Source organism: Hyphomicrobium sp. GJ21 (genome assembly GCF_001006785.1).
In the GTDB taxonomy this organism is placed as follows: Bacteria; Pseudomonadota; Alphaproteobacteria; order Rhizobiales; family Hyphomicrobiaceae; genus Hyphomicrobium_B.
The window spans coordinates 1,263,699-1,280,896 of record NZ_CDHO01000003.1; the positions used below are offsets into that span (position 1 = coordinate 1,263,699).

The 17,198-nt window shown below is 60.6% G+C and carries 16 protein-coding genes and 1 riboswitch; of the genes, 9 read left to right on the forward strand and 7 right to left on the reverse strand.

The window, feature by feature from the left end; genetic code table 11:
* Nucleotides 1-149: 149 nt before the first annotated feature.
* The gene (locus HYPGJ_RS14320) at nt 150-764 is read right to left on the reverse strand and encodes a biliverdin-producing heme oxygenase (RefSeq protein ID WP_046847738.1); all 615 of its coding nucleotides are present in this window, start codon (nt 762-764) and stop codon (nt 150-152) included.
* A gap of 315 nt (nt 765-1,079) precedes the next feature.
* Here HYPGJ_RS14320 and HYPGJ_RS14325 point away from each other — a divergent pair, with 315 nt between their 5' ends.
* From HYPGJ_RS14325 to gcvP, 4 genes are all read left to right on the forward strand, one after another.
* On the forward strand, nt 1,080-1,466 hold the full coding sequence (locus HYPGJ_RS14325) for an SET domain-containing protein-lysine N-methyltransferase (RefSeq protein WP_244466166.1): 387 nt from the start codon (nt 1,080-1,082) through the stop codon (nt 1,464-1,466).
* Between the two features lie 88 nt (nt 1,467-1,554).
* Nucleotides 1,555-1,653: riboswitch (glycine riboswitch) on the forward strand.
* A 144-nt stretch (nt 1,654-1,797) separates the two neighbouring features.
* Nucleotides 1,798-2,949: a glycine cleavage system aminomethyltransferase GcvT gene (gcvT, locus tag HYPGJ_RS14330; RefSeq protein WP_046847740.1), complete on the forward strand. Its 1,152-nt coding sequence runs from the start codon at nt 1,798-1,800 to the stop codon at nt 2,947-2,949.
* A gap of 35 nt (nt 2,950-2,984) precedes the next feature.
* Nucleotides 2,985-3,347 (forward strand): glycine cleavage system protein GcvH, encoded by a 363-nt coding sequence (gene gcvH / locus HYPGJ_RS14335; RefSeq protein WP_046847741.1) that lies wholly within the window; start codon nt 2,985-2,987, stop codon nt 3,345-3,347.
* 13 nt (nt 3,348-3,360) lie between these two features.
* Complete coding sequence (gene gcvP / locus HYPGJ_RS14340; protein ID WP_046847742.1) at nt 3,361-6,210, forward strand: aminomethyl-transferring glycine dehydrogenase; 2,850 nt, start codon at nt 3,361-3,363, stop codon at nt 6,208-6,210.
* Between the two features lie 48 nt (nt 6,211-6,258).
* Here the strand turns inward: gcvP and HYPGJ_RS14345 are convergent, their stop codons facing one another.
* Complete coding sequence (locus HYPGJ_RS14345) at nt 6,259-7,032, reverse strand: SDR family oxidoreductase (protein WP_046847743.1); 774 nt, start codon at nt 7,030-7,032, stop codon at nt 6,259-6,261.
* Between the two features lie 134 nt (nt 7,033-7,166).
* On the opposite strand from HYPGJ_RS14345, the gene HYPGJ_RS14350 reads away from it, so the two are divergent.
* Nucleotides 7,167-8,108, forward strand: coding sequence for a LysR family transcriptional regulator (locus HYPGJ_RS14350; protein WP_046848436.1), 942 nt, complete (start codon nt 7,167-7,169; stop codon nt 8,106-8,108).
* A gap of 32 nt (nt 8,109-8,140) precedes the next feature.
* On the opposite strand, the gene HYPGJ_RS14355 is transcribed toward HYPGJ_RS14350, so the two are convergent.
* The 4 genes from HYPGJ_RS14355 to HYPGJ_RS19360 all read right to left on the reverse strand — a co-directional run bounded on the left by HYPGJ_RS14355 (nt 8,141) and on the right by HYPGJ_RS19360 (nt 10,079).
* On the reverse strand, nt 8,141-8,494 hold the full coding sequence (locus HYPGJ_RS14355) for a polymer-forming cytoskeletal protein (RefSeq protein ID WP_013216744.1): 354 nt from the start codon (nt 8,492-8,494) through the stop codon (nt 8,141-8,143).
* A gap of 105 nt (nt 8,495-8,599) precedes the next feature.
* Nucleotides 8,600-8,797, reverse strand: coding sequence for a hypothetical protein (locus tag HYPGJ_RS14360; RefSeq protein WP_046847744.1), 198 nt, complete (start codon nt 8,795-8,797; stop codon nt 8,600-8,602).
* Between the two features lie 45 nt (nt 8,798-8,842).
* Nucleotides 8,843-9,733 (reverse strand): dienelactone hydrolase family protein, encoded by an 891-nt coding sequence (locus HYPGJ_RS14365; RefSeq protein ID WP_046848437.1) that lies wholly within the window; start codon nt 9,731-9,733, stop codon nt 8,843-8,845.
* Between the two features lie 181 nt (nt 9,734-9,914).
* Nucleotides 9,915-10,079: a hypothetical protein gene (locus HYPGJ_RS19360; protein WP_013216741.1), complete on the reverse strand. Its 165-nt coding sequence runs from the start codon at nt 10,077-10,079 to the stop codon at nt 9,915-9,917.
* 405 nt (nt 10,080-10,484) lie between these two features.
* On the opposite strand from HYPGJ_RS19360, the gene HYPGJ_RS14370 reads away from it, so the two are divergent.
* Nucleotides 10,485-11,333, forward strand: coding sequence for a fumarylacetoacetate hydrolase family protein (locus tag HYPGJ_RS14370; RefSeq protein WP_046847745.1), 849 nt, complete (start codon nt 10,485-10,487; stop codon nt 11,331-11,333).
* Between the two features lie 13 nt (nt 11,334-11,346).
* Here the strand turns inward: HYPGJ_RS14370 and HYPGJ_RS14375 are convergent, their stop codons facing one another.
* Entirely contained in the window at nt 11,347-14,682 is a 3,336-nt protein-coding gene (locus HYPGJ_RS14375) for a hypothetical protein (RefSeq protein WP_046847746.1), read from the reverse strand.
* Nucleotides 14,683-15,000: 318 nt separating this feature from the next.
* Between HYPGJ_RS14375 and HYPGJ_RS14380 the strand changes: the two genes are divergently transcribed.
* From HYPGJ_RS14380 to HYPGJ_RS14390, 3 genes are read left to right on the forward strand one after another with little or no spacing between them, the layout of a single operon-like run.
* The gene (locus tag HYPGJ_RS14380) at nt 15,001-15,492 is read left to right on the forward strand and encodes a Fur family transcriptional regulator (RefSeq protein ID WP_013216738.1); all 492 of its coding nucleotides are present in this window, start codon (nt 15,001-15,003) and stop codon (nt 15,490-15,492) included.
* A 29-nt stretch (nt 15,493-15,521) separates the two neighbouring features.
* Complete coding sequence (locus HYPGJ_RS14385; protein ID WP_244466168.1) at nt 15,522-16,394, forward strand: metal ABC transporter ATP-binding protein; 873 nt, start codon at nt 15,522-15,524, stop codon at nt 16,392-16,394.
* Nucleotides 16,395-17,198, forward strand: coding sequence for a metal ABC transporter permease (locus tag HYPGJ_RS14390; RefSeq protein WP_046847748.1), 804 nt, complete (start codon nt 16,395-16,397; stop codon nt 17,196-17,198).

Consider the following 17,198-nt stretch of genomic DNA (forward strand, 5'->3'; position numbering starts at 1 on the left):
TGGCGCTTAACGAATAGCAATCGTGCACGAAGACTGACCCCATCCGCGAAATCGCGGGTGGGGTCAGTTATGTCCGCTACTCTGGAATGGTGACGCGCGGCGCGCGACGATTTCTGCCTTGAGGCGTCACGCGGCGGAATGCATCAGCGTCAACCGGCGGCTGAAAAGACCTCTCGCACCAATCCATGCACGCGATTGAAAGCAGCCTCCGCGCCGGCGATGACGCGCGCTTCGTTCTCATCCGACAGCGAAACATCGTCGAGGGCTGCTGTGAAAGTGCGCCAGTGCAGCCCGCGTCCTTCCGGAGCACCGGCAAGATGGGAAGCGCCAAACGTTTCCGTCAGTCCGAGCTTCAGCGCGTCCTTCAGCAGGAACGCGGCGCCGAGGTTCGATCCCTCTGCGACGTACAGCCAGCCGAGCGCCGTCGGCAGGTCTACCGGAGCGCCGGCCTTGAACACCGGCGGCGCAGCGATTGCCGGAGCTTGCGCTCCAAGATCGGCAAGATCCCGCTCGATGAGCGCGATCCTGCGCCGGCCCTTCAGATCAGGCAGCAGATCATCCAGCGTCGCGTCGTCGTACAGTGCCTCGATGTCCCGGTGAAAGCCGTGCTGCACCTTGACGAAAAGCGCATAGCGCTCGCGACTCGCAAACGGCTCGCCCGACATGATCGCCTTATCGAGCTTGTCATGGGTTGCCTGCGTCGCCGCTTTCAGCCGCTTTGAGCGCGTGGACGCCGGATTGTCCAGAACGGCAGTGTCTGTCATCGATGTGGTCTCATTAAAGCTAGAAAAGAAAACAAAGGAAGTTGAAGCCAGCGATGGCATGACCCGAGCGTAAGCGCATCCATATAGTATTCATCGGTCAAGTTATCTACCGCCGCAGAGATCTGGAACGTCTCTAACCTTATAGCTCGCGATAGGATCGAACAGCGGGTGAGCGTCCGTATTCAATTCGACGGCTGATGTCAGGCGAACGTCACCCGGAATATTTCTGCTTGATGCAGCTCGCGTGCTCACCGTATGCACGGCGGATTGTTCGACAATGAAGTTTGGTCACCTCGCCCAATGAAGCAACGCTTCATGCCTACACCCTTTCGTCTTTCCGTCCACCGGTCGCACAGCGGCAGGGGCCTTTTCGCTCAAGAGCGCATTCGGAAGGGCTCGTGCGTCATCGAATATATCGGACGTCCCGCCACGGCCAGACAGATGAAGTTGAACCGCGGCAAGTATCTCTTCTGGACGAGCGATACGACCATGATCGACGGCAACATCCCCGCGAACGTCGCCCGCTTCATCAATCATTCGTGCGCGCCGAATTGCGAGATCGAGATCCGTAGGCGTCGCATTTATGTAATCGCACTCCGTGCCATCGAGCCGGGCGAAGAGCTTTCCTATGACTACGGCAAGGAATATTTCGATATGCATCTCGTAGGACGCTGTCGCTGCGCGAAGTGTTCCGATATATAAGTCGATAACGTGCTGCTGCGCGGGACCCGCATCCCGCACCCAACTTTGGTCGGGTTGACCTTATTTGTGCGACGCGGTTACGTAACTGCATTGGAATGCGGAAGAGTCCGGACAGCTTAAAGCTTGAGCCGGCGCCGAAGGAGCAACCGCCCCGGAAACTCTCAGGCAAACAAACCGTATTCCGACGACACTCTGGAAAGAGGCTGAGCAGCTTTCACACTCAGCCCACCGACGGATGTAAGACGCAGGCCCATCGGCGGCCGTCGTCCATGATCTCAGGTCACAGGACAGAGGGGGCTCTTGAACGCGCTATCGAGCGCTTTGGAGCCGTATGATGTCCGCTGATGAACTGTCAAAACCCCTGCTGACAAGAACACCGCTCTACGACGCGCATGTCGAAGCCGGTGCGCGAATGGTGCCGTTCGCCGGCTACGAAATGCCGGTTCAGTATTCACCCGGTATCATTGCCGAGCATACCTGGACCCGCAATCATGCGAGCGTTTTCGATATCAGCCACATGGGGCAGGCCGTCGTTACGGCGGACGACGGCAAGCACGAGACCATCGCGCGTGCGCTCGAAGCGCTCGTTCCAGCTGATATCATTGAGCTCGCGCCCGGGCGGCAACGCTATTCCCAACTGCTCAATGCCTCTGGCGGCGTCATCGACGATCTGATGGTGACTCGGCCGCAAGAGCCAAACGAAAGCGGCCGGCTCATTCTCGTTCTGAACGCGTCTCGCAAAGACATCGATGTTGAGCACATCGCGCGCCTGCTTTGCGAAGGTACGCGGATTGAATCACGCACCGACCTCGCTCTGCTGGCTTTGCAAGGCCCGAAAAGCGGCGATGTCCTAGAGTCGATATGTCCCGACAGCAGAAAGCTCGCTTTCATGCAGGCGACGCGCACGCAGATCGCAGGTTGCGATTGTTTCATCAGCCGCTCGGGATACACGGGCGAGGATGGCTTCGAAATCTCGGTCGCCGCAAGCGATGCAGTGACGTTGTGGCGAGCACTTCTCGCAAACGACGAAGTGCGCCCGTGCGGATTGGGAGCGAGAGATTCGCTCCGTCTCGAAGCGGGTCTCTGCCTCTATGGCCATGAACTCGACGAAACGATTTCTCCCGTCGAGGCGGGGTTGACGTGGTCGATACCCAAACGTCGCCGAACGGGCGGATTCCCGGGCGCCGAACGCATCCTCGGCGAGATATCGGCATCGCCTGCGCGCACACGCGTCGGCCTTCATTTTGCTGGCCGAGCGCCTGCGCGCGAGGGCGCCAAAATACTATCAAAAATGGGCGATGAAATAGGCGTCGTAACTTCCGGCGGATACTCGCCGACGCTCAAGCGGCCAATCGCGCTTGCGTATGTTCCGCCGGAATACGCGAGCACGGACACGCTATTGACGGTCGTCGTGCGCGGCGAACCGCTGGACGCAAAAGTCGTGCCCTTGCCTTTCGTGCCGCACCGCTACCGGCGCGCGTAAGACATATCGATCATCTGCAAATCAAGGAGCGCTCTGTGCTGAAATATACCGAAGAGCATGAATGGCTGAATGTCGAAGGTGACATCGCAACCATCGGAATTACGCAACATGCGGCGACGCAGCTCGGCGATCTCGTATTCGTCGAGTTGCCGAAAGTCGGCGCGAACTTGAAGAAGGGCGCCGCCGCCGCCGTCGTTGAGTCCGTGAAAACGGCATCCGACGTCTATGCGCCGCTCGACGGCAGTGTCGTCGAGATCAATCAGCCCGTCGCCGACGATCCGACCATCATCTCGGCCGATCCTCTGGGGCGTGGCTGGCTCTACAAGCTTCGCGTCGCCAACCTGGCCGATCTCGATGGCTTCCTCGACGAAGCCGCCTACGCAAACCTCATTGCATAAGAGGCGATGCCGCATGTCTGCCGACAACTACGATCCCTACGACTTCGCGAACCGCCGCCACATCGGTCCGAGCGCGAAAGAAATCGCCGAGATGCTCGCGGTCGTGGGCGCGTCCGATCTGCATGCAATGATCGATGCAACTGTTCCGCAATCGATCCGTCAGGCGGAGCGGATCGACTTCGGGAAATCGTTGTCGGAAAGGCGTGCGCTCGATCGCTTGCGGGAAACGGCCAGCAAGAACCGCGTGCTGACGTCGTTGATCGGTCAGGGTTACTACGGCACGACGATGCCGCCTGCGATCCAGCGTAACATTTTCGAGAACCCGGCGTGGTACACGGCCTATTCGCCCTATCAGCCGGAAATCAGCCAAGGCCGCCTCGAGGCGTTGCTCAACTTTCAAACGCTCGTCGCGGATTTGACAGCTCTCGACATTGCAAACGCTTCGCTGCTCGACGAAGCGACTGCCGCGGCGGAAGCGATGGCTATGGCGCATCGCGTATCGAAATCCGAAAAATCGATCTTCTTCGTCGATCGCGACTGCTTTCCGCAGACGATCGCCGTCATCAAAACACGGGCCGAGCCGCTCGGCTGGCAGGTGAAGGTCGGCGACCCATTCGCCGATCTCGATCCCTCGGAAGTTTTCGGCGCGATCTTCCAATATCCCGGCGTGTGCGGCGATTGCCATGATTTCACACCGGTCATGGAGGCGCTTCACTCGGCCGGCGCGATCGGCATCGTGGCGGCCGATCCTCTCGCGCTCACGCTTCTGAAGCCACCCGGCGAAATGGGTGCCGACATTGCGGTAGGGTCCATGCAGCGCTACGGCGTGCCGATGGGCTACGGCGGTCCGCACGCCGCCTACATGGCGACGCGAGACGAATACAAGCGCAGCCTTCCCGGCCGCCTCGTTGGAGTCTCTGTCGATGCGCGGGGCAATCGGGCTTACCGCCTGGCGCTGCAGACGCGCGAACAGCACATTCGCCGCGAGCGCGCGACATCGAACATCTGCACGTCGCAGGTGCTGCTCGCCGTCATCGCGTCGATGTATGCGGTATTCCACGGGCCGGCGGGTCTCAAAGCGATCGCCCAGCGTGTCCATCGCGACGCCTGCCGGCTTGCCGATGGTTTGAGCGGTCTCGGATTCAAAATTCGCCCCGCGCGCTTCTTCGACACCATCACCGTCGAGGTCGGACCTTACCAAGGCCTGATCATGAAGAACGCGGTCGATAACGGCGTCAATCTGCGCAAGGTCGGCAAGGATCGCATCGGCATCTCCGTCGACGAGCGCACGCGGCCGGATACGCTGGAAGCCGTCTGGCGCGCGTTTGGCGCCTTCGATCTCCGTTACAAGGACGAATATCCGCCCAGCCATTTGCCTGAGAACCTGATCAGAACGTCGGCCTATCTCACGCATCCGATCTTCCACATGAACCGCGCCGAAAGCGAGATGACGCGCTACATGCGCCGCCTCGCCGACCGCGATCTAGCTCTCGATCGTTCTATGATTCCGCTCGGGTCGTGCACGATGAAGCTCAATGCAACGGCCGAGATGTTGCCGATCTCATGGCCGGAATTCGCCGAGATGCATCCGTTCGTACCGGCCGATCAGGCCGTTGGATACAAGGAGCTGATCGACGATCTATCGCACAAGCTTTGCGTCATCACAGGATATGACGCGATCTCGATGCAGCCGAATTCCGGCGCTCAAGGCGAATACGCAGGCCTGCTTGCAATCCGCGCCTATCATAGAAGCCGGGGCGAAGAAAAACGCACGGTCTGCCTCATACCGTCTTCGGCGCACGGCACCAATCCCGCGTCGGCGCAGATGTGCGGCATGTCCGTTGTCGTCGTCGGCACCGACAAGAACGGGAACATCGACGTAGAGGATTTTCGCGCCAAGGCCAATGCGCATCGCGACCAGCTCGCCGCGTGCATGATCACCTATCCGTCGACGCACGGCGTGTTCGAGGAGACCGTTCGCGAACTTTGCGATATCACGCACGAATGCGGCGGACAGGTTTATATGGACGGCGCCAACCTCAATGCGCTCGTCGGCTTGGCGAAGCCCGGAGAGATCGGCTCGGACGTCAGCCACCTCAATCTGCATAAGACATTCTGCATCCCGCATGGCGGCGGCGGCCCCGGCATGGGTCCGATTGGCGTCAAGTCGCACCTCATTCCGTTTCTTCCGGGTCATCCGGAAACGGATGGACGCGAGACCACCGTTTCGGCAGCTCCCTACGGTTCCGCATCGATCCTGCCGATTTCCTGGAGCTATACATTGCTGATGGGCGGCCGCGGGCTGACGCAGGCGACGCGCATCGCCATTCTCAATGCGAACTACATCGCGAAACGGCTCGAAAAGGCATACCCCATTCTTTATCGCGGTCGAAACGGCTACGTCGCGCACGAATGCATCGTCGATACGCGGCCGCTGCTCGAAACCTCGGGCGTGACGGTGGACGATATCGCGAAACGCTTGATCGATTCAGGCTTCCACGCGCCGACCATGAGCTGGCCGGTCGCCGGAACTTTAATGATCGAGCCGACAGAGTCGGAAACCAAAGCCGAGCTGGATCGCTTCTGCGACGCCATGCTGTCGATCCGCGAGGAAGCGCGCGCCATTGAAGAAGGGCGAAGCGATCGCAAGAACAATCCGCTCAAGAATGCGCCGCACACCGTCGAGGATCTGGTCGGCGAGTGGGATCGTCCCTATTCGCGTGAAGTCGCGTGCTTCCCGCCCGGCGCGTTCCGTGTCGACAAATACTGGGCGCCCGTCAACCGCGTCGACAACGCCTATGGCGACCGCAATCTCGCATGTTCGTGCCCACCGATCGAAACTTACGCGAACGCCGCGGAATGAAAGGGCCGCAGGCGTTCGCGCTGGCTCAGTGCAGGGTGGACGACTGCATTATTTCGTCGTGTAGCCGCCATTGACCAGAATCGTCTGGCCCGTCATCCACCATCCGTCCGAGACGAGGAATCTGATCCACGGAACGATGTCCTCGATATCCGTCAGTCCGACTTTCGAGAACGGAGACAGTGCCGCTGCGGTTTTATGATAAGCAACCGCATCGGCGCCCTCGGCAGGATAGAAGAACGGCGTATCCATCGGCCCCGGCCCGATGGCCGTGACCGAGATTCCACGATCTCCGAACTCTTTCGATGCGGCTCGCGTGAAGTGTTCAACCGGCGCCTTGGTTCCGGCGTAGGACGCATAGAAGGGGGTGTATGCGCCGAGCAGTGACGTGACGAGCGTGCAAATCTTGCCGTTGTCGTTGAGCGCCTTGCCTGCTTCCTTGATGAAAAAGAACGCAGTCTTCGCGTTCACTGCGCTCATTTCATCGTATTCCGCTTCGCTGATCTCAACCATCGGCTTCTTCAGCACCTTGCCGACGGTATTGATCGCGATGTCGGGTGTTCCGATCGCCGCAATGCTGTCAGCGAAGAGCTTCTCCATCGCGCCCGCTGTCGTGAGATCTGCCTGCAAAGCGATGCCCTCGGTCCCGGCCGCCTTGATGACCGCCAGCGTATCGTCCGCGTCGGCTTTGCTGCTGCTCGAATTGTAATGAATCGCAATCGCCCTCGCGCCATGCGCTGCGAGATCCTTGGCGATCAGCCCGCCGAGGTTTTTGGCGCCTCCCGCGATGATGACGGTTTTGCCTTTGATTTGGTGATCCGCCATGGCGTGCGCGTGCTCCTCTGATGTCGCCGGAAAATGGGCTATCCGATGGGCATCACCTTTCCAGTTTGCGATCCATGTATAAATATGCTGAGTTCGACATCACTGGTCAAAATTTGCAAACAATTGAAATCGTCATGGACAGGCTTGGGCGGCTGCGTGTGTTCGTTCGTGTTGTGGACTGCAAAAGTTTCACCAAGGCGGCAGAAACGCTCGCCATTCCGCGGTCCACGGTTTCAATCGCGATCAAGGAGCTGGAAAAGCTTGTCGGCGCGCGCCTGCTGAGCCGCACCACACGCAGTGTAATACCGACGCACGACGGCGTGGCGTTCTACGAACAGTGCAGCCGCCTCGTCGACGACTATGAGGAAGTCGAGGGCCTATTCCGAACCGCGCACGCCGAGTTGCGCGGACGGCTGAAGGTCAATGTTCCGGGGCGCATCGGGCGAATGATCATCGCGCCCGCCGTACCGGAATTCGTTTCGAAATACCCGAACATCGCGCTCGAAATCGGCATCACCGACCGCACGGTTGATTTGCAGCTCGAAGGCATCGATTGCGTGGTGCGCGTCGGAGATCTGGCCGATTCCAATCTCATCGCGCGACGTATCGGTGACCTCGACATCATCAATTGTGCAAGCCGGGATTATCTGGACCGCAATGGCGTGCCGGTCCGGCCGAGCGATCTTCGAAAGCATCGTACGATTGCTTATATGCCTCCCTCGGGTGGCAAGCCCGAGCCTTGGCAGTACGTCGATGGGAAGGGATTGCAATCGCTCAACGTCCCGCCGTCGATCGCGGTCGATAACGCAGAAATGCTGATCGCGTGCTGCCTGGCCGGACTCGGTCTGATCCAGGTGCCATCGTATGACGTGCGCGAGCATTTGCGGCGAGGCGAGCTTGTGGAGGTTTTGCCGAAGCACTGTTCGCCGCCCATGCCCATCCACATCGTCTATCCCCATCGCCGCCATCTGTCGGGCCGCCTTCAGGCATTCATAGAGTGGGCGACCGAGCTTTTGCGTGAGCACATCAATGCGCCGGCTCTCGCGGAGAAAACGCGAGCCTCGCGCAAACGCTAGAGTTCCTCGCAGCCGCAGAACGGGATGCTGGCTTAGGTCGCCAGCTGCAGCGGATCTGCGTGACGTCGCGACTTTCCTTCGAAATAGCAGCCGTCTTCGAGCGACAAATGCTTGTGAAATATGTTCGCGGCTACGGAGGAAGCTTTCTTCAGCGTCAGATGGTTCGCGAAGATTTCTCCGGTCACCTCTCCGAGCACCGTGACGGCATCGGCAACGACCGCGCCGTCGACAATCCCACGCTCGGCGATGGTCACGGACGTGCAGCGCACGTCGCCGAGCACCGTGCCCTCGATGATGAGCGGCCCGGGAAATTCGAGTGAACCTTCGATGGTCGCTTTGCGGGGAATAGTTAGAGCAGCGGGCAGCGAACGGCTTGCATCGCTCATTGGCATGCACTCAGACCTGATATGTGTCGTCCCGCTCGCCTGCGTTATCGCCGCACACCGTGGCGAGATTCAGGCCCGCCCGTCGTCATGAACGGCATCGTGACGTTATGCGCCGCCGGACAGTCTTTCGCGTTCCTTGATGAGAGCCGCAAGTTGCGCTTCCTGCTGTGCGATGCGCTCAGACGTCAAACCTTCATCGGCTGCTCCGGAATAGGCAGCGGCCTGCTCGACAAGCTCGCGAAGGTTATCGCGGATGACGCTTATCCGCTTGTTGATCTCGATAAGATCCGCTGAGTCAGCCATCGCATTTCCTCTTGCCGAATGGTTGGAGCACTAGAGACGGGCGGCTTATGTGAGGACTTTCCATCTCTTGAACCAGTTCGCCATTTGCTGCCACGCGTCCTCGGCCGCGTCCTTATTGTAGCTCGGGCGATAATCGGCGTGGAAGCCATGTCCCGCCGAGGGGTAAATTTTGAATTCAGCAGTTTTTCCCGCCGCCTCAAGCGCGGCTTTCATCTGCTCGACTTGCGCCGGCGGAATGCCCTGGTCTTCGGCCCCGTAAAGTCCGAGGACAGGCGCTTTCATCTCCGGCGCGATCTCGAGCGGGCTTTTCGGCCAAAGCTGTTTCTGCGTCGGGGGATCGATCAGAGATCCGTAAAACGCGACGCCCGCCTTCACGTCGTCGCTGGTGGCGCAATACTCCCAAACCGTTCGGCCACCGCGACAGAATCCGACGATGCCGATCCTGTCCTTGTCGCCGCCCTGCGCTTCGGCCCACCGAACCGTCGCGTCGAGATCGGCGAACAGTTCCGCATCGGGCTTCGCATTGACGAGCGGCATCAGGTCCCGAATTTCGCTGATGGCCGCCAGTTGTCCTTTGCGAAAATAATAGTCCGGCGCGACGGCAAGTGCGCCGAGATTGCCGATACGGCGCGTCACATCTTTGATGTACTCGTGCAATCCGAAAACCTCCATCGCGACGAGAATGATGGGAGGCTTCGCGGCATTGATGGGTCGCGCGAAATATAACGGCATCTCGCCGCCATCGACTTTGACGCTGCTCATGCCTGCGTCGAGTCCGTTCGGATCCGTTTTGATCGCCTCGGCGCGAACAGGTCCGGCAGCAAGCGTGTAGCCGGCGGCAATCGCCGCCGATGCGCTCATGAAATCGCGCCGCGATAGCGGCGGCTTCTTGGTAAGTCCGGAGATATCCGATGCCAGGCTGCGGCGCGCGGTCATGACGAACTCCATACTCGCTGCACGTCATCGAAAGATAGCAGCGCACCCGCATCGTGTCAGGTCGCCAAAGGAGTAAAAGCCGCAAGAAAAATAATGAGAAACACTTGGAACCGGATGCGCAAAACGAATGAGGCGACGAGCTTGCGCCCGTCGCCTCAATAGAATTCAAACCGAAGACGTCTTATTTCTTGACGCAGGTTTTTGTGGTTTTGTCCCACTTCATGTCTTTTGCTTTCTTGCAGTCGGCCTTCGTCATCGGCGCATCGGCAGCGTTGGCGACGATCGGAGCGGAAAAAGCAACAAGCACGCCGGTGAGAACCGCGCCGCGCACAAGCTTGGAAATCATTGTATCTCTCCTCAATCGGGTTTCCTGGGCGGTGCCCAGGCCTGAGCTTGATACTCCGGCGAGCCTGATCGGGTTCTTACGGCGCATATACTTTTCGGTAAGGTCAGCACGTCTGCATCGCGGAAATTTTTTCGTCGATCGTTCTTGCGCGGATCAGAGACCGACAAAATTTCGCCAATAATATTTTCTGGCGACGAGCACCCAATCACCCCGCGAATTGCGAAGATGTTCGCACTCGGCATGCGAATGAAATAACGCTCAGCCTGCGCCGATAAGTCCAAATGCGCGGCGTTCTCGGTCGGCTTTCAATGATTGTTGCCGCTTTGAGCATCGTTTATGACACCCGGCGGGCGTCATTGCCCTGACTATGCCAGCACCGCCGCAAGCCTAGGGGATAAAACAACAATGAAGCTCGTTCGATTTGGCGCGCATGGCGCGGAAAAACCCGGCATCGTGGACCGCGACGGAACCATCCGCGATCTCTCGGCGCATGTTCCCGATTTTTCCGGCGCCAACCTCGCGCCAGCCGCCCTCGCGAAGCTGGCCGCCATCGATCCGTCATCTCTGCCGAAGGCGCCGGACGGCGTTCGGCTCGGGCCTCCGGTCGCCGGCACGCACAACTTCATCGCCATTGGATTAAACTACGCCGACCACGCCAAGGAGACCGGCCAGGAAATTCCGAGCGAGCCCATCCTGTTCAACAAGGCTACGACGTCGATCTGCGGTCCGAACGACGATGTGATGATCCCGCGCAACTCCCGCCACACCGATTGGGAATGCGAAATCGCTTTCGTCATCGGCGCACGCGCCCGCTATGTCGAAGCGAAGGATTGGGCGAACTACATCGCCGGCTACTGCATTTGCAATGACGTTTCCGAGCGCAGCTTCCAGAGCAAGCGTGGCGGCCAGTGGGTGAAGGGAAAATCGGCGGAAACATTCGGTCCGATCGGCCCCTGGCTGGTGACGCCGGACGAAATCCCGAATGTCGACAATCTCGCCATGTCGCTCGACGTCAACGGCGTGCGCAAGCAGACCGGCTCGACCGCGACGATGATTTTCAACATTCCGTTCCTGCTTGCCTACGTCACGGAATTCATGGTTCTCGAACCCGGCGATATCATTTCGACCGGCACGCCGCCAGGCGTCGGCACCGCGCGCAATCCTCGCGAATTCCTGAAGGCGGGGGACGTGGTCGAGCTGAACATCGAGGGGCTGGGAACACAGCGCCAGAACGTCGTTCCGTTCGCCCTCTGATCAAAGCTTGAAATCACACGTCATCATTATCGGACGGCTCGTCACGGTCGTTTGATCTGTTGAAGAAATTCCGCAGATCAGGTCCAGACCGCACGGCGAGCCGCTTTCGTATTTCGTCCCACGATTGCGGATTGTCGAGGTTCAGCGTGTCGAGCGCCTCGTGCACGGATCTCAGCTGATCCTTGAGCTGTTGCTCTCCGTGGACGAGACCGTCGTCCGGTTGCGCAGCAGCCTCGAGTTCCTCGATCAAATAGCGGACAAGCCCCATTTCCGGGAACAGCATGTAAAGAAGAAGGTCGTCGCGCACGCGTCCGTCGATGCCATCGAGCACCGATAACTTGCGCTCGTCGCCATCGGTTTCCCTGCGCAGCCTCGAATAGACTTCGCTCAGAACCCGATCCTGCTCGTCTTGGAAGGCGCGCAGCAGAATGCCAAGGCTTTCGTTCTTCTTGCTCTGCGAATTGAGCATCTTCCAGGCTTCGAGGATCGCATCGCGCGATTGCGGCAGGCTCAGCCGTTTGTCAACGACATCGGAACTGAGATGGATCGCATCGAGCAGTGCCTCTCGGTAATGCGTGACGAGGCGCGCGCGCTCTTCGTCCGACAGCGGACTGATGCGCGGCAGAGCCGTTCTTGGCTTTTCGATCTCGCGCGGACGAGGCTCGAACTGAAGTTCGGGCTGAAGCGCATGCAGTTCTCCGCCTTCGATGGCCGGTTGATCCCTGAAGCCTTCGGCGCGTGCGCGCTCAATCCGGTATTGCGGCGAATCCGGTGCCGTCGCGCGGATCGTCAGCAGCGTTTCGTAGAGCGTCGGCCGGATGTAATAGCGATCGTCGATCTTGAGATCCGGCGCAACGGCCTTGACCGCCGACCCCGCATTCATCACGCGCCGCACGACGCGCGAGTCGTACTCGTTCGCGATTTCGGTCAGCGTCACCATCGACGTGAAGCCTTCCGTTTCGCGGATCGGCTCCAGCGTGTTGAGCACGATTTCGGAATGTTCTCGCGGATGGGGAGCCAGCGCCGCAGATACAAGCTGATCGAGGCGCGCCCGATCCTTCGCCGACGCATCCGTCTTGAATTGCTTGTCGACGACGCTCGAAAGATATTCGCGCAGCTCGCTGCGCACGCGGTAGCGCTCGGGATTGTGCGAGACGGTTTCGACCGCGCCGATATCCGCGCCGGCCGTCAGCACCATGCGCACGCGATCCGCCTGCGAGCGCTCCATCGCGCTTAAGTCCGCAAGTGCCGAAAAGCCGTCCTGGTTCGTGATCGGCCTGAACGACGTGAGCGTCAGCCACGCCGTCTCATAGGGATGCGCACCGAGCGCCGCGTTGATCGTCGCTTCCAGCTGCGATCCTGACCGCGACTTGTAGCTCGGGATATCCGACAGCGGCGAGCGCACCGCATTCGCGCCGAACAGACCGGACATGAAAATCAAGCCGTCGAGACCGATCGCAATGGCGAGCGCCAGATACGCGAGACGGTTGCCGTCCTGAAACGCGTTGAGCGTCACGACGAAGCGATGCGCCTTGTCATCGCGCGACAGCTCGATCTGATTGATCTTCGACCGCAGCGCCGCGGTATCCTCGCTCGGCAGCGCGCTGTCCGACAGGCACCGGCGTGCGAACGCATACAGATCGTCCGTCGACTTGTTCTCGACGAGATGCTCGCCGCCGACGCACGTCTCCTGGAAAACCTTGGTGCCGGACTGCAATGCGAAGAGCCCGGATGCGGCATCCGAAACGGTCTTGGGATCGCAGTCGATGCCATTGAGCAGCGGTTTCGTCTCTGGCGTTGCCGCCAACGCGCCGTAGATGTCGTTGCAGAACCGCTGCACGGTCGCGAGGCGCGCCGTATTCGGATCGGCGCGGAATTCTGAGCGCGCGCGGTCGAAGGCCGGCATGATTTTCGACGGATCGATCTTCGGCCCGCTGTCATCCTTCGCCGACGTATCGGAAAGCGCGATCCGCTGCTTCGCCGTGTCGGCTTCGCCTTTGTATTTCGCGAGGTCGCCGTCGAGCGTCGCCAACTCCGCATCGATCGCCGCAAGCCGCGTCTCGACCGTATTGAGACGCTTCTGCGCGTCTTTCATGCGCTCGCCCGCGATTTGCGCGGCGCCCTGCGCCATCGCAAGTTCGGCCATACGCTGCCGGTAGATCGGACCTCGGCCCGCTTTCAGCGTGCCTTCGACGCCCTTGTCTTCCGCAAGCGCTTCGACGCGTTTCGCATCGACGTCCTTGGTCTTCAGATCAAATTCGGATTTCTTCGTCGCGTAGTCGGCGGCAAGCTCCGGACGCTCTGCGGCGAGGCGAGACTTTTCATCTGTCAGCGATGTCTTGCGTCCCGCGAGCCCGGCCTGACCTGCCTCCGCCGACGCAATCCGCTCCTGCTGCTCCTTGACGGCCCGGCTGCGCGCCTCGATCTGCGCATTTACGTAACGCTCGATCGCGCCCTGAGACTGCGCCGCGGCTTCCGTGATCGCGCCGAGTTCCTGGTCGTAGGCTTTCCACGCGTCGGTCGTGAAGACTTCCGCAGCTAGACTGTTGGTGCGCGATGCGAGGGCATGCTCGATGTCGGTGACGATGCCCGAAACCTGGTTCTGCGCGCGAAGCTCCGCGGCGCGAACGCGCTCCGACTGCGGGAAGATCGAGGTAAAGAAGCTGTCGAACGAGAAGAACACGCTCGTCGCCATGCAGGCGAGAAACATCAGCCACAGCATTGAATTGCGGATGATGACTCGCGCGACTTGAAGATATGGCCGCACCAGATCGTTGGCCGCATAGAGCGCGAACAGCGCCACCATCAGCAGGCCCGCGCCGATCATCAGGAACTTGTCGCCTGCATTCGCCCAGCCGAGACCTTCCACGTTCGCATGCTTGACGTCGGTCTGCCCCGTCCATTGCAGGAACAGCACGAACCCGGTGATGAAAAGCAGAAGCCCGATCGCACTGCCGAGCCACGGCTGAACGGACGCGCTGACGAGCGAAGAGTCGGCGGGACGCGCACGGGTGTTCATGCCCGTCGCGAAGCTCTCGCCGATCAGCCACGCAACGATCAGCATGATGCCCTGGATGCCGAACGTCACCATGCCGGAGAGCAGCGGCTCGCCGGTGAAATTGTACATTCCTTCCCAGGTCCGCCATCCGGCCGCCGCCGAGAGGACGATGCCGGTCGTACCGAGCAGCGCCAGCCGCCAGTTCGTGAAAACGGTTTCCTCGATTGTGTCGCGCAAGCGCCGCGCGACGCGCGTTCTCAAGAGAAGTGCGATAGCCGCCGTCAGGAAAATCGCGGTGCCGATCGGCCGGGCGTTTTCACTTATGAGGTCAATCAGATGCTTGACGTCCATCGGGGGCAAAATCCCAGCTAGGGCACGGGCGAATCACTGGCCGCCATTTTGCGCAAATGACGCGGCTGATTGGCGGCAGACCATCCTTTAAATATCGCACCCGCGCGAAAGTTCTTGAAAGTGGGCAAATCCTCGGGGAAGGACATGCAACCGCATGTGGTCGATCCGCCGGTAACGTCAAGCTTCTAGAACCAAAAAAGGTTCGCAAGGCCCTGTCCGAGCGTTGAACCGAATAGCGGCCGGTCACGACATGTTATATTGTCCAGCCGCCCAATGCGGGCCATGATGACTGAACTTTCGCGGTCCAGAGGACTGTTCATGACAGCAGATACAGGTGAGGTGCAACGCTCACGGGATAAGGTCAAGCTGTCCGTCGACCAGGCCACCGCGATCTTCGCTGAGAAAAACCTCCGTTTTACCGACTTGCGGCGCAAGGTGTTCGAGGAGATCGCCTCGACGCAGGCGAGCGTCGGCGCCTACGAAGTCCTGGATCGCCTTGCGAAGAAGGGCACGCGGCTGGCCCCCATTTCAATTTACCGGGCGCTCGACGCCTTGCTCGAAGCCGGCGTCGTCCACCGCCTCGAAAGCAAGAACGCATACTTCGCGTGCCGCCAGCTCCACCGTCCGCGAACCGGCCGCCGCCCGATGTTCCTCAGCTGCGAGAAATGCGGCACCGTGCAGGAAGTCGACGGCGACGACATCTTTCGCGCGATCGACTCCGCCGCCCACACCGCGAAATTCGAGCCGCGTGTCCGGTTCGCTGAGGTATCCGGCACCTGCCATGAATGCGCCGGCCGTCGCAAAGCTTGAGCCCGCATTTGCCGATGGAGAGATCGAGTTTGTCGTTATCCCAGCAGACCGGACGCGCGTCTCCGCCAGCCACGGCGGGCTGTGGACACGACCACAATCACGCCCATGCACATAATCACGATGCGGCGCCGGTCGCCAACGCGCTCATCTCTGCGCGTGGTCTTTGGCTGCGCCGCGGCGGCCGTGATGTGATTGCCGGCGTCGATCTCGACGTGCTGCCTGGCGAGATCGTTACCCTGATCGGCCCGAATGGCGCGGGAAAAACGACGCTGGTGCGCCTCGTCCTCGGCATCGACAAGCCGGATCGCGGCGAGATCATTCGTCCGGTTTCGACGCGCATCGGCTACGTCCCGCAGCGCTTCGAAGTTGACGCCGCGATCCCCATGACGGTCGAAGGTTTTCTTGCACTTGGCTGGCCCGCGCCCGCAAAAGACATTGCAAAAGCCCTGGAAGACGTTGGTGCGCGCCGAACCGCGCACCAGCAATTGTCGAAGCTTTCGGGTGGCGAAACGCAAAGGGTTCTGATCGCGCGCGCCCTGTTGCGCCGCCCCAATCTGTTGATCCTCGACGAGCCCGCCAGTGGCGTCGATTTTGCGGGCGAGGCCGAACTCTATGAATTGGTCGGCAAGCTGCGCGACGAACGTCACCTCGGCATCCTGCTCGTTTCGCACGACCTCCACGTCGTGATGGCGAAAAGCGATCGGGTGATCTGCCTCAACGGTCATGTCTGCTGCTCGGGCGAGCCGGAGCATGTGTCCCAGCACACCGAATACGCGCGCATCTTCGGGCCAAAGGGGGCGTCGTCGTTGAGCGTCTATCGCCACCATCACGATCATGCCCACGATCTCGCCGGCGAACCGAAACCGCTCGCGCCCGACGATTCCGACGGACGAGGCTCCTGAGTGCTGTCCTGGCCTGAGCCGTTCGTCCTGCGCGCATTTTTAGCCGCCGTCGGCCTCGCGCTGATCGCGGCGCCGCTCGGCTGCATCGTGGTCTGGCGCCGAATGTCCTACGTCGGCGAAACGCTGGCGCAAGCCGGGCTTCTCGGCGTGGCGCTGGGACTAGCCCTCCACATCGATCTGACGCTGGCCGTCGTCATCGCGGCGGTCGCGGCCGTCGGGGTGCTGACCATGCTCGGCCGCCAGCGCGTCGTGCCGCTCGACTCGGCTCTCGGGCTCACCCACCACGCGACGCTAGCGCTCGGCATCGTCGCCATCGCGCTCGCCAAAGGCCCGGGCATCGATTTGATGAGCTACCTTTTCGGCGATGTCTTCGCCGTGACCTCGACCGACCTGATTTGGGTTTATGCCGGTGGCGCGGTGGTCCTGGCGGTGATTTTCTACCTTTGGGAGCCGCTCGTCCGGCTGTCCCTGCACGAGGATCTGGCGACGGCCGAGGGTCTCAATCCGCGTTTGACCCGCGCCGCGTTCGATCTTCTTCTCGCCGTCGTTATTGCGGTCGCCATGAAGATCGTGGGAATTTTGCTGGTCATGGCGTTTTTGGTTGTTCCAGCTGTGGCCGCGCGGCCGCTATCCGGAACACCGGCCCGCATGGTTTTTCTGGCTGCCGCAATCGCCGTCGCGAGCACGATTTTCGGGCTTTGGCTGTCTCTTTCCAGCGACTTGCCGGGCGGCCCCAGCATTGTCATCGCGATGTGCACTGTCGCGGCCATATCCCTTCTGGCGGGAAGCTTCAGACAAGGCTAG